We start from the raw sequence: 12,517 nt of genomic DNA, 5'->3' as shown, positions 1-12,517 counted from the left end.
CAGGGGTGGGAGTGCGGGCTCCGCTCGGTGGCGGAACGTGGGCAGGGCTATGGGCAGGGCTGATGACGGAGGCTGGGGGCGGAGTCACAGTGCGGGTTTCTCGGGTCGGGGGTCCGCAGGAGGCGGTCTGGGTCGGCAGGGGGTGTGGGTGGCGACAGGAGGGTGGGAACGGATCGCGGGACGGTGGAAACGGATCGCGGGACAGGGGTGGGACGCCGATCGCAGGAAGACCGTGGGAACCGTGGGAACCGTGGGAACCGTGGGAACCGGATCGGCCCGAGCGGTGTACCAGAAGTGACGGCACTGCTGCAGGGCGTCACATCAGATCACGTCGGCTCCGGTCTCGGACCATGAGGGCGGCCCGCTTGGCGGGCAGGTCGACCTCGGCGGAGAACCGGAAGCCGGCACTCAGGAAGGCGGCGACGGAGGGGGTGTTGCGAAGGTCGGGTTCTGCCACGACGCGTGCGCAGGCGGGGCGTCTGTCGAGCACAAGGTCGGTGACCGCTCTGAGCAGGGTGCTGCCGACGCCACGACCACGATCGGCGACAGCGCCGATGAGGAGGTGGATTCCGGTGTCATGAGGTCGCGCGGGATAGTGCCGGGCTAGCGGGTCGAGGTCTGCCCGGTAGATCTCCCAGTAACTCATCGGCGTGCCTTCCAGCACGCCGAGGCAGGGAACGGTGCGCCCGTCACCGGTGAGCTGGGCCCGGAGGTGGTCCTCGGTCGCGGCCTGCGATCCGGCCAGGTGCCAGAACGCCGCCACGGCGGGGTCGTTCATCCATCCGCCGATGAGGGCAAGGTCCCGGTCGACGTGGACCGGCACAAGGCAAAACTCACCGGCGGGGGTGGCGATCGGTCCCCAGTCCGCGACACCGTCGAGCAGGTCGTCACTGTTCGCTGTGAGGAGGCCGGCTCGTGCCATGCCGGTGGAGGCGCCCGGGCTCCGCCCAGGGTCGGCTTCGGTCCCCTCCTCCGCGATGAGCGCGAGGAACTCATCGGGCAGACGCAGGTCCAGCGTGTCCTCGCTGTCCTCGGTGTCCTCACTGTCCGTGCCGTGGGCCGTGTCGGTGTCACGCCCGACCGGATCCAAGCACGTGTCGGGGCCGATGTCTGCGACCGGGACGGTACCGGCGTCGGGCCAGGCGTCGTTGGGAGGCACGGGGACGCTCCTCTCAGGAGGTGGGGTGGGGCATGTTCCTCAGGGATGACGGGGAGTGGCGATGGCCAGGAGTGCGGGTGAAGGTCAAGAGCGCAGGGGGTTCGCGATGGTGACGTAGACGGACTGGGTGTCCACCGGGCCGACGAGCTCGTCGAGGCCGTGCAGCCGGGTGAGCAGATTGGCCTTGCAGCGCAGGACGGGTGAGTCGAGCAGCCTGGCGGGCAGGGAGGTGCGCAGCCGGGAAGGACCGGAGACGGCGCAGCCGAGGAATCGGCGGAAGGCGGCGAGCAGCAACTGCTCGTCGGCGAGGCGCTGCGATCCGAACGCGCCGATGAGACCGAAGACGTTGTTGATCGCGAGGTAGTACGCGAATCGCTCGTCGGTGACCTCGTCGGAGACGAACGTGTCGCTGTGCTCTCCGATGCCTGGCAGCCGGGCGTCGAGTTCCGCTCGCCGGGATTCGCGGAAGTAGTAACCCTGGTTGTCGCGGTATCGGCCGCCGGTGGGCCAACCGTCCCCGTCCAGCAGGAGCAGCGTGTTCTGCTGGTGTGCTTCCAGGGCGATTCCCGCCTCCGCGTCCAGCCACAGCACCGGACGGACGACCTGCTGGAGGTAGCGCAGGAACCACTCGACGGCGACGGCTCCCAGGGGGCGACCGGTCCGGTCGGCGAGGCGCGTGACGACCTCGGCCAATCGGGAGCGCAGGACCGACCTGCCGCCTTCCTGCTGGTCCGAACCCGTGTCGGACGGATCCTCGCGGGGCCGGGGCGAGACGAGTCCGGCGATGCAGGAGACGTCGTTCCAGGGGGCGAAGGGGTTGTGCCTGATCACCACGTCGAGCCCGGGAACGGGGGCACCGTCCCGGCCGTCGACGGCGAGCCAGGCCGGGTCGCGGACGATGTCGAAGCCCGGGTGCACGGCCTGCCACTGCTGGGACAGGCCGGACCGCAGCAGGCGATGGACCTCTACGCCACGGTGGAGCTCCTTGCGGAGGTTCTCACGACGGGAGTTGGTGATGCGCAGGCCCAGGGAGAGTTTGAGCATGGCGGGGGCGCCGGACCGGTGGACGGTTCGCAGCGAGGAGGTGGGGTGCCACGGCGAACCGTGCGGACCGAGGTCCTGGAGAAGTCCGGACTCGATCAGGGCCGCGGTCTCGGGCCGGGGACGGACTTCGCGGGCCTGCCACGGATGCAGCGGCAGGGCTACGTAGTCGTCGGCCAGCGGCAGTCCGGTTCCGGCGAGCCGTGCCGTGAGGGCGGCTGCGGAGACAGGACGGCCGCGCTCGGTCCAAGCCGAGTCGGTGGCGAGTACGGAAGGGGCGACAGCCATCCAGTGGAGCGGGTGGGCTCCGCGCAATTCGGGTGAGTACTGGCGAGCTTCGGACTCGGAGAGACCCTCGCGGCTCTTCGGGGTCGGGTGCAGTGGGTGCCCCAGCATGAGGGCCTGTTCGGCCGCGAGGAAGTGGTCGGCGTCGTCCCCGGGGTGTTCCCTGCGATCGCTGACGAAGGTGGCGATACGACGGACGGAGTCGGCGACGCGGGCAACCAGGTCGGTGCCGGTCCCTGGGCCGGTTCCGGCGCCGGTGACCGAGCCGGAGGGCGTGTCGGTCCGCGTACCTGCTGATGCGCCGGCCGACGGTCGGGGTGGCGTCACGGAGGTCTCACGGGTGAGCAGCGCGGCGATCGTGACCGCGTCGGCAGGTGGGGACGGGTCGGGAGTGTCGGCCAGGTTCGGGAGACCGAAGCGGTGCCAGCCCGTCGCGGACCAGTAATGGACGGGGGCGAGCAGAGCCGTGGCGCTGGCGGGGAGGGGGATGCGAAGGACGCCGTCGTCTGGGGCGGGGAGACCGGTCTCGCGTACCCAACAGCGGAGCAGGTTCTCGACGACGGCGGCTTCGGCTGCGGTGTGCGGGTCCGGATGCTCCAGGGGATCGTCCGCGGCACCGGACTCCCGCGCCTCGTCCGGGGCACCCTCCGAGTCCAGGGCACCCTCCGAGTCCAGGGCGCCCTCCCCGTCACGGGCGCCCTCCGCGCCCATCTCGTCCAGGACACCTTCCACTCCCGAGACGCCCTCCCCGTCACGGACCCCCACCACTCCCAAGGCGCCGTCCGCGGCCAGGACACCGTCCGTATCCGAGGCGCCCACCCCGTCACGGGCGCCCTCCGCGCCCAAAGCACCCACCTCGTCCAGGACACCGTCCACGCCCAAGGCGCCGTCCGTATCCGAGGCGCCCACCCCGTCACGGGCACCCTTCGCGCCCAAAGCACCCACCTCGTCCAGGAGTCCGTCCACTCCCAAGGCGCCGTCCGCGGCCAGGGCACCGTCCGTATCCGAGGCGCCCTCCCCGTCACCGGCGCCCTCCGCGCCCAAAGCACCCACCTCGTCCAGGACACCGTCCACGCCCAAGGCGCCGTCCGCGGCCAGGGCACCGTCCGCATCCAAGGCGCCCTCCCCGTCACGGGCGCCGTCCGCGGCCGGGATCCCGTCCTGCTGCGCGGGAAAAGAGGCGGTGACCGCAGTCTGCTCGACCTGTGAGACGGAGGAGTCCGGCGTGGAGGTGGAGGTGGGAGTGGTGTTCAAGACGGTTCCTCATCGGGTGGTTCCGGCGTGTGCGACAGCGGCGGACCGGGGCAGTGGTGTCGGCCGACAGGCCGGTCGCTCAGTGTTTCGGGGCTGTGGTGCGGGCCGGCGGAACTGGCGCTCTGTGCTTCAGGGTCGTGGACGGGGCTGCTCCCGGTGGCTCGGTGTCCGGGGTCGGCTCGGGGTGTGGCGCGTACGCCGGTGGAGCGGACCCCGGACGTCAGGCGGGTCCGAGTGGGCAGGGCCTGACGTGCGTCCGGCCCTGCCCACTCGCAGGTCGACCGGCCCCGGACCTGGGGAACACAGATGCGCACACCCACTCGCTGATCAGCGAAGCCGCAGCCCGGAAGGTCCGGCCCGAACCCCCGGCCGGACCAGTCAGCCACCGGTTGCCGGCCTACCCCGCGCGCTCGGCGCGGTCGCCCTGGCGACGTCGGCGGCGCTGTGGTTGAGCCGGCTCGTCGTGGGTCGTGTGGCTCCTGGCCGCCGAAGCCACGGCGTCGGCGAGACGGTCGAGTACGGCGGAGGCCTGCTCGTCCGTAATGGTCAGTGGCGGGAGCAGGCGTACGACGCTGGAGTGGCGGCCGCCGAGTTCGACGATGAGACCTCGGCGCAGGCACTCCCGCTGGACGGCGGCAGCGAGTTCGGGCGCCGCAGGGTAGGGGCCGCCCGCAGGCTCCCGGGCCCCGTGCGTCACGGCACCGACAAGGTCCCCGGCGGTTTCACCGACCCCCGCACGTCCGGAGGCACCGGCATAGACACCTCCAGCCTCCGCACCAGCACCAACGCCGAAGCCGAAGCCCGCACCACCACCGGCGTCCAGATCAACATCCACATCCACCCCCGCACTCCCGCTCCCGCTCCCGCTCGCGACCCCGCTCGTATCCACCACCTCCACGCCCATCATCAGACCGCGTCCCCGTACGTCCCCGATGCACGGAAAATCCCGGGCCAAGGCGTGGAGTTGGGACAGCATGCGCGCACCGAGGTCGGCCGCTCGTTCGGAGAGGTGGTGTTCGCGGACGTAGGCGAGGGTCGCGGTGCCCGCGGCCATGGCGAGCTGGTTGCCGCGGAACGTGCCCGCGTGGGCGCCGGGTTCCCAGACGTCGAGATCGTCGTGGTAGACCACGACAGCCAGCGGGAGGCTGCCGCCGATGGCTTTGGAGAGCACCATCACGTCGGGGGTCACCCCGCTGTGCTCGACCGCCCAGAAGGCTCCGGTGCGGCCGACCCCGGTCTGGACCTCGTCGGCGATCAGCGGAATGGAGCGGTCGGCGGTGATCTGCCGCATGCGCCGCAGCCAGGTGTCCGGCGCGGGGATCACCCCGCCCTCGCCCTGGACGGGTTCGAGGATCATGCCGGCCGGGTGCCGTACCCCCGACTTGGGGTCGTCGAGGAGGGATTCGGTCCAACGGGCGCCGAGTTCGGCGCCGGCCTCGCCGCCGACGCCGAACGGGCAGCGGTAGTCCTGCGGAAAGGGCAGGCGCGTGACCCGGACGTCGGCGGCGCCGCCGGACGCGGCGAGGGCTCCGGCGGTCATGCCGTGGTAGGCGCCGGTGAAGGCGAGGATGCCCGACCGACCGGTGGCGGCCCGGACGAGTTTGAGCGCGGCCTCCACCGCGTCCGTGCCGGCCGGCCGGCAGAACTGCACGCGCGCGTGGTCGGCGAGGCCGGGCGGCAGGGTGTGGAACAGTTCGGTGATGAAGGCGTCCTTGACGGGGGTCGCCAGGTCGAGGACGTGCAGGGGTGCGCCGGAGTCCAGAACCTTGCGGATGGCCTCCAGGACGACCGGGTGGTTGTGTCCCAGGGCGAGTGTTCCGGCGCCGGAGAGGCAGTCGAGATAGCGGCGGCCGTCCGCACCCTCGATGGTCAGGCCACGGGCCCGCACCGGCACGATCGGAAGGGCGCGCGCGTAGGTGCGCGCCGCCGACTCGCGTGCCGACTGACGTCGCAGGATCCCCTCGGTCACCGCCACGGCTCACTCTCCTCCCCGTACACCCCCGCGCAGTCCCCACCGCTACCAACCGCGGACCGTCCAGCGGGTTACGGGTTGCTTCAAGATCCTTGCCGTGACGGAACTGTTGCGGCTTCGTCGGCAGTCCCCCACAGCGAGCGCATAGTGTGTGATGCCGTTCCCACAGCGTTGGCAGAGTGCCAAGTCGTCTCAGTTCAGGGGGAGTCAGACCATGCGATCCATACGGCCGTCGTTCCACACTCGACGAAGGAGGAGTGCGCGCCGCAGGACCTCCCCCGTGCTGGTCGCGGTCGCCCTGGCCTCGACCCTGGCGCTCACCGTCACCGCCTGCGATTCGGGGGATACGAACGCCGACGCCAAGGCGTCCGCCGCCGCCTCGGCGACCGGCGACAACGGCGAGATCAAGATCCCGGACGACATCAGGGACCGGCTCAAAGAGCACGGGATCGACATCGACAAGTGGAAGAACGGCGCCTGGAAGAAGTGGGACAAGGACGACTGGCTGCGCGAGGCGCAGGACTACGTCAATCCGATCATCGAGGGGCTGTGGAGCTCGGACCGGATGCGAGGCGCCGACGACCCCGACCAGGGCGTGGACGAGAACGACCTCTCCGGTGACCAGGGCGTGACCGACCCGACGCCCGCACCGGTGGACGCCAGCACCGTGGCGCCTACGTACCACGGCAACGCCCCCGAGGCGGGCAAGGTGTTCTTCGACTCCCCCGAAGGCACGATGGTCTGCTCGGCGACGGTCGTGCAGGACCCGGCCCACCCGGGCAAGTCCAACCTGGTGTGGACGGCGGGCCACTGTGTGCACGCCGGCAAGAAGGGCGGCTGGTACCGCAACATCGCGTTCGTGCCGTCGTACAACAACGCGGGTGCCACAGCGGCGCAGTTGCAGAACGCCACCAAGGAGGAGGTCGCTCCCTACGGTGTGTGGTGGGGCGACTGGGCGCAGACCTCGGACCAGTGGATCAAGGGGGGCAGCGAGTCGGGTGGTGACGGTGCCTCGTACGACTTCGCCGTCATCCATGTGACGCTCGAGAAGGGCGGCACGGGCAAGTCCCTGGAGGAGACGGTCGGTTCCGCGCTGCCGGTGAATTTCAACGCTCCGGCCGTGCCGAACGTGAAGAGCATCACGGCGACCGGCTATCCGGCGGCGCCGCCCTACGACGGGCAGACGCTGTACCAGTGCCAGGACAAGCCGGGACGCCTGTCGATCAACGCCTCGGATCCGACGATGTACCGGATCGGTTGCAGCATGACGGGTGGCTCCTCGGGCGGCGGCTGGGTCGCGTCGGGCTCGGACGGCAAGCCGGCGCTGGTGTCCAACACCTCGATCGGCCCGGTGACCGCCGGCTGGCTGGCCGGCCCGCGGCTGGGCACGGTGGCGAAGGGTGTGTACGACTCGGTGAGCGGCAAGTTCGCCAAGCAGTGACGACCCGGTCCGCGCGGCTCGGGACGCTTGTATGACAGACGCACATTTCAACGGGGGTCAACGCATCATGCGCTCCATACGTACGCCCGCGACACCACGTAGGCGGCGCACCTTGCTCGCCGCCACCGGCCTCGTCGCGGCCCTGGCGCTCACCGCGACCGCCTGCGACGGCTCCGGCGACGACAAGGCGGACGCCAAGCCCGCCGCCACCACCTCGCAGGCCGCCGGCAACTCCGGCGGCGAGGTCCGGATCCCGGCCGAGCTCGCGAACCGGCTCAAGGAACACGGCATCGACGTCGACAAGTGGAAGAACGGCGCCTGGAAGGACTGGGACAAGGACAAGTGGCTCAGTGAGGCGAAGGACTTCGTCAACCCGGTGATCGAGGGTCTCTGGAAGCCCGAGCGGATGAAGTCCGCCGAGGAGGCCGACAAGACGGTCTCGACGAAGGACGCGGCGGCCGATCAGGGGGCCAGCGATCCCGAACCGGCGCCCGTGCAGGCCGTGGCCGAGAAGACGCCGTACCACGACAACGCGGCGCCGGTCGGCAAGGTCTTCTTCGACTCTCCCGAGGGTTCGATGGTCTGCTCCGGCACGGTCGTCAAGGATGTGAACCACCCCGGCAGGTCGAACCTCGTCTGGACGGCCGGCCACTGTGTGCACGCGGGCGGGAAGGGCGGCTGGTACCGCAACATCGCCTTCGTCCCGGCCTACAACGACCTCGGTAGGTCCGAGGCGCAGCTGACCGACGCGAACTCCTCGGAGATCGCCCCCTACGGCAACTGGTGGGCGGACTGGGCCTCCACCTCGGACGAGTGGATCCAGGGCGGCTCGGAGACCGGCGGCGCGGGTGCCCCGTACGACTACGCGGTGCTGCATGTGCGGCCGGAGCAGGGTGCCAAGTCGCTGGAGGAGACGGTCGGCGCCGCGCTCGACGTCGACTTCACCGCCCCGTCGGCGACGGAGGCCGCCAGGATGGGGGCCTGGGGCTATCCGGCGGCGCCGCCGTTCAACGGCCAGAAGATGTTCAAGTGCATCGACCGGCCGGGGCGTCTCTCGCTCAGCGCCTCGCTGCCGACGATGTACCGCATCGGCTGCACCATGACCGGCGGCTCGTCGGGCGGCGGCTGGTTCCGGGTGGTGGACGGCAGGACCGAGCTGGTGTCCAACACGTCGATCGGCCCGGCCGACAACACCTGGCTGGCGGGCCCGCAGCTGGGCCGGGAGGCCGAGACGATGTACGAGAACATGAGCAGGACGTACGGCGGCAGGTAGTCGTCCGGATGCGTCGAAGGCCCGCCCCCTGCGAGAGGGGGCGGGCCTTCGCGTCGACGGTCAGAGCGCGGGAGCGGGCACGTACGGCGCGAGGTCCGCCGCGAGCTCCTCGTGAACCCGGGCCTTGAGCAGGGTGCCCTCGGGGGTGTGCTCCTCGGAGATCACCTCGCCCTCGGAGTGGGCGCGGGCGACCAGCTTGCCGTGCGTGTAGGGCACGAGCGCCTCGATCTCGACCGAGGGCCTGGGCAGCTCGTTGTCGATCAGCGCGAGCAGCTCCTGGATGCCCCTGCCGGTGCGGGCCGATACCGCGATGGAGCGCTTCTCGATCCGCATCAGCCGCTGAAGGGTCAGCGGGTCGGCCGCGTCCGCCTTGTTGATCACGACGATCTCGGGCACCTTGGTGGCGCCGACATCGCGGATCACCTCGCGTACGGCGGCCAGCTGCTCCTCCGGGTTCGGGTGTGAGCCGTCCACCACGTGCAGGATCAGGTCGGAGTCGCCGACCTCCTCCATGGTGGAGCGGAACGCCTCGACCAGGTGGTGCGGCAGATGCCGGACGAACCCGACCGTGTCGGCCAGCGTGTACAGCCGGCCGCTCGGCGTCTCGGCCCGGCGCACGGTCGGGTCGAGGGTCGCGAACAGGGCGTTCTCGACCAGCACGCCCGCGCCCGTGAGGCGGTTGAGCAGCGAGGACTTTCCGGCGTTGGTGTAGCCCGCGATGGCGACGGAAGGCACCTTGTTGCGGCGCCGCTCCTGGCGCTTGATCTCGCGGCCGGTCTTCATCTCCGCGATCTCCCGGCGCATCTTCGCCATCTTCTCGCGGATCCGGCGCCGGTCCGTCTCGATCTTGGTCTCACCGGGACCACGGGTGGCGAGACCGCCGCCCTTGCCGCCGCCCATCTGACGGGACAGCGACTGACCCCAGCCGCGCAGCCTCGGCAGCATGTACTGCATCTGCGCGAGCGCGACCTGCGCCTTGCCCTCTCGGGACTTGGCGTGCTGGGCGAAGATGTCGAGGATCAGGGCCGTACGGTCGATGACCTTGACCTTGACGACGTCCTCGAGATGGATCAGCTGGCCCGGGCTGAGCTCACCGTCGCAGATGACGGTGTCCGCGCCCGTCTCGAGGACGACGTCGCGCAGCTCCTCGGCCTTGCCCGAACCGATGTAGGTGGCGGCGTCGGGCTTGTCGCGGCGCTGGATCACGCCGTCGAGCACGAGCGCTCCCGCGGTCTCCGCGAGGGCGGCGAGCTCCGCGAGGGAGTTCTCCGCGTCGATCACGGTGCCCGAGGTCCAGACGCCGACGAGCACGACCCGCTCCAGGCGGAGCTGGCGGTACTCGACCTCGGTGACGTCCTCGAGCTCGGTGGACAGACCCGCCACACGGCGCAGGGCCGCGCGCTCGGAGCGGTCGAACTGCTCGCCGTCCCGCTCTCCGTCGATCTCGTGGCTCCAGGCGACGTCCTCTTCCATCAGGGCATCGGCCCGGAGACCTTCGGGGTAGGCGTGCGCGAAGCGCTTGGTGTCCTGGGAAGGGGAAGAAGAGGAGGTCATTGGATCCTTACGTCGATGGAGTTGCCGGTTCGGCGACAAAACGTGAACCGTCACAGGTCACAACGCTTGAGTACCCCGGGAGATTCCCGGCCACCCATGCCGCGGGGGGCGGGCCGCCGGGGTGCGTCGCCGACCTGATGATGGTCGCACGGGACGGCCCGTCTCGTCACCGTGTTATTTCGCGGGCGCGGCAGCGGCCTTCTAGGGCCGTGGCAGGCAACGTTCGCCCGTGAAGGAGCGGCGTCCGGTGCGCGCTCCCGGCGGGCCGGCCGGACGTCCTCGTACTGGACGTACGTGGGCTTTCGGCCGGTGCGGCGAGAGGGCGCACCGGGCGTCGCGACGGGGCGCACGTCGCCTGCTGCGGCACTAGCGCGCCGAAGCGGGCTTCGCGGTCACCGCGGCGGCCTTCGGGGCGGGCTTCGCCGCGGGCTTTTTGGTCGGTGCGTCCGGCTTCCAGTCCGGGTGACCGGGCATCGGCGGGGTCTTCTCGCCGTAGAGCCAGCCCTTGAAGAACCCGCTCAGGTCGCGTCCGGAGATGTCCGAGGCGAGGCGCTCGAAGTCGGCGGTGGTCGCCGTGCCGTCCCGGTGGTCCTGCACCCAGGACCGTTCCAGCCGCTCGAAGGCCTCGCGTCCGATCTCCTGGCGCAGGGCGTAGAGGGCGAGGGCGGCACCGTCGTAGACGTTGGGCCGGAAGATGCCGATCTTCTGGCCTTCGGCGGGGGCCTTGGGGGCCGCGGGCGGTCCGCCGGCCGCGCGCCAGCCGTCGGAGGCGCCGTAGGCCGCCTTCATCCGCGTCTCCATCGGCTTCTTCGCCTTCTCTTGCGCGTACAGGGCCTCGTACCAGGTGGCGTGTCCCTCGTTGAGCCACAGGTCGGACCAGGTGCGGGGGCTGACGCTGTCGCCGAACCACTGGTGCGAGAGCTCGTGCACCATGATCGACTCCACGTACCACTTCGGGTAGAGGGGCTCGGTGAACAGGTCCTTCTCGAAGAGGGAGAGGGTCTGCGTCTCGAGTTCGAAGCCGGTGGAGGCCTCGGCCATGAGCAGGCCGTAGGTCTCGAAGGGGTAGGGCCCGACCTTGCTCTCCATCCAGGCGATCTGGTCGGGGGTCTTCGCCAGCCACGGTTCGAGCTTGTCGCGGTCCTTGGTGGGAACGACGTCCCGTACGGGCAGTCCGTGCGGTCCCTCGCGGTGCGGGACGCTGGAGCGGCCGATGGACACCTGGGCCAGCTCGGTGGCCATGGGGTGCTGGGTGCGGTAGGTCCAGGTGGTCGCCCCGCCGGCCCGGTCGACGCCGGTGGGGAGCCCGTTGGCGACGGCGGTGTACTCGTCGGGCGCGGTGACCCGGATGGTGAACATGGCCTTGTCGGAGGGGTGGTCGTTGGACGGGAACACCAGGTGGCCGACATCTGCCTGGTTGGCCATGGCGAGGCCGTCCGCGGTCCGTACCCAGCCGCTGTCCCGGCCCTCGACGGCCCTGGGGTCGCTGGTGTGCCGCACGGTGATCCGCATCCAGCTGCCCTCCGGCAGCGGGGTCTCGGGTGTGATCACGAGGTCGTCGCCGACGGTGGCGAAGGAGGCGGGCAGGTCGTCGACGAGGACCGACTCGACCGTGCCATGGGCGAAGTCGAGGTTGAGGCGGTCCAGCGAGGCGGTGGTCCAGGCGTCGATCGTCGTGACCGCTTGGAGGGGCTTGTTGTTGCTGCCGGGATAGGTGAAGGAGAGGTCGTACGACGCCACGTCGTAGCCGGGGTTGCCCAGGTACGGGAAGAGGCGGTCGCCGACGCCCAGCGGGACCGGGGGTGCGCTCGCGGCGACGAGGCAGACGGAGACGGCGGAGGCGAGCAGGGCCGCCTTCAGACGTCGGCGGACCTGGGTGCGGGGTCGGGGAGCCCGGATACGAAGGGTGTGCGACATGCCCCACGGCTACCAGCGCGCGCGGGTGCCACGGCGACGGCGCGCGTCGATCCCACCCGAACGGGTACTTCAGGGGGCGCCCGCGTCACGAGGAGGCGCCCGCGTCACGAGGAGGCGCCCTCAGATCGCCGGCGCCTGGTGCTGGGCGCGGCTCACGTCGAACACACCGGGCACGTTGCGCATCGCGCGCATGAGGGCCGGCAGGTGGGCCGCGTCCGGGAGTTGCAGGGTGTAGGTGTGGCGTACGCGCTGCTGGCTCGGGGGCTCGACGGTCGCGGAGACGATCTCGGCGCCTTCCAGGGCCATGGCCTCGGTGAGGTCGGCCAGGAGATGCGGGCGGCCGAACGATTCAGCGACCAGTGTGACCCGGCACTCGGTGGTGTCCCCCCAGCGCACGCCCACCTCCGCGCGCCCTGTGCTCTTCATCCGCGCCACCCCGGCGCACTCCACGCGGTGCACGGTCACCGCTCCCCCGCGTACGGCGAAGCCGGTGACCTCGTCGGGCGGTACGGGCGTACAGCATCCGGCGAGCCGGACGCTCGCGCCCGGCTGGTCGACGACGGCGGTCACGGCGGGACGGGCGCCCCCGGCAGACCGGCCGCCGTCGGCCCCGCCGGCGGC

8 protein-coding genes are annotated in these 12,517 nt (G+C 71.0%); 2 read left to right on the top strand and 6 right to left on the bottom strand.

The annotated features are described in order from the left end of the window. Nucleotides 1-316: 316 nt before the first annotated feature. The 3 genes from ACFV0T_RS27255 to ACFV0T_RS27245 all read right to left on the bottom strand — a co-directional run bounded on the left by ACFV0T_RS27255 (nt 317) and on the right by ACFV0T_RS27245 (nt 5,714). On the bottom strand, nt 317-1,159 hold the full coding sequence (locus ACFV0T_RS27255; protein WP_385784332.1) for a GNAT family N-acetyltransferase: 843 nt from the start codon (nt 1,157-1,159) through the stop codon (nt 317-319). Between the two features lie 84 nt (nt 1,160-1,243). Further along, nucleotides 1,244-3,196 carry an IucA/IucC family protein gene (locus ACFV0T_RS27250; RefSeq protein ID WP_385784519.1) on the bottom strand — a complete coding sequence of 651 codons (1,953 nt, stop codon included), beginning with the start codon at nt 3,194-3,196 and terminating at the stop codon, nt 1,244-1,246. 940 nt (nt 3,197-4,136) lie between these two features. Beyond that, nucleotides 4,137-5,714 (bottom strand): diaminobutyrate--2-oxoglutarate transaminase family protein, encoded by a 1,578-nt coding sequence (locus tag ACFV0T_RS27245; protein ID WP_385784329.1) that lies wholly within the window; start codon nt 5,712-5,714, stop codon nt 4,137-4,139. Between the two features lie 211 nt (nt 5,715-5,925). Between ACFV0T_RS27245 and ACFV0T_RS27240 the strand changes: the two genes are divergently transcribed. Further along, nucleotides 5,926-7,152, top strand: a complete 1,227-nt coding sequence (locus ACFV0T_RS27240; RefSeq protein ID WP_385784327.1) for a trypsin-like serine peptidase — start codon at nt 5,926-5,928, stop codon at nt 7,150-7,152. Between the two features lie 67 nt (nt 7,153-7,219). Further along, the gene (locus ACFV0T_RS27235) at nt 7,220-8,425 is read left to right on the top strand and encodes a trypsin-like serine peptidase (protein WP_385784324.1); all 1,206 of its coding nucleotides are present in this window, start codon (nt 7,220-7,222) and stop codon (nt 8,423-8,425) included. A 60-nt stretch (nt 8,426-8,485) separates the two neighbouring features. Here ACFV0T_RS27235 and hflX read toward each other — a convergent pair whose 3' ends face one another. The 3 genes from hflX to ACFV0T_RS27220 form a co-directional block, all read right to left on the bottom strand. Further along, a complete protein-coding gene (hflX, locus tag ACFV0T_RS27230; protein WP_385784321.1) occupies nt 8,486-9,979 on the bottom strand; it encodes a GTPase HflX in 1,494 nt (497 codons plus the stop codon). Between the two features lie 366 nt (nt 9,980-10,345). Continuing rightward, a complete protein-coding gene (locus ACFV0T_RS27225; protein WP_385784320.1) occupies nt 10,346-11,896 on the bottom strand; it encodes a M1 family metallopeptidase in 1,551 nt (516 codons plus the stop codon). A 120-nt stretch (nt 11,897-12,016) separates the two neighbouring features. Continuing rightward, nucleotides 12,017-12,517: ACT domain-containing protein (locus ACFV0T_RS27220; protein ID WP_385784317.1), on the bottom strand; the 501-nt coding region annotated here is incomplete at its 5' end.

Origin of the sequence: Streptomyces sp. NPDC059582 (genome assembly GCF_042735715.1) — a bacterium.
Lineage (GTDB): Bacteria > Actinomycetota > Actinomycetes > Streptomycetales > Streptomycetaceae > Streptomyces.
Note: the sequence above shows the minus strand (reverse complement) of the source record. Positions and strands in the feature narration are given on the sequence as shown.

Excerpts from the sequence above, each read along its gene's own strand:
- ACFV0T_RS27250 (WP_385784519.1), bottom strand. The coding sequence starts at position 3,196 with ATGGGCGCGGAGGGCGCCCGTGACGGGGAGGGCGCCCTGGACTCGGAG.
- ACFV0T_RS27240 (WP_385784327.1), top strand. The coding sequence starts at position 5,926 with ATGCGATCCATACGGCCGTCGTTCCACACTCGACGAAGGAGGAGTGCG.
- ACFV0T_RS27235 (WP_385784324.1), top strand. The coding sequence starts at position 7,220 with ATGCGCTCCATACGTACGCCCGCGACACCACGTAGGCGGCGCACCTTG.
- hflX (WP_385784321.1), bottom strand. The coding sequence starts at position 9,979 with ATGACCTCCTCTTCTTCCCCTTCCCAGGACACCAAGCGCTTCGCGCAC.
- ACFV0T_RS27225 (WP_385784320.1), bottom strand. The coding sequence starts at position 11,896 with ATGTCGCACACCCTTCGTATCCGGGCTCCCCGACCCCGCACCCAGGTC.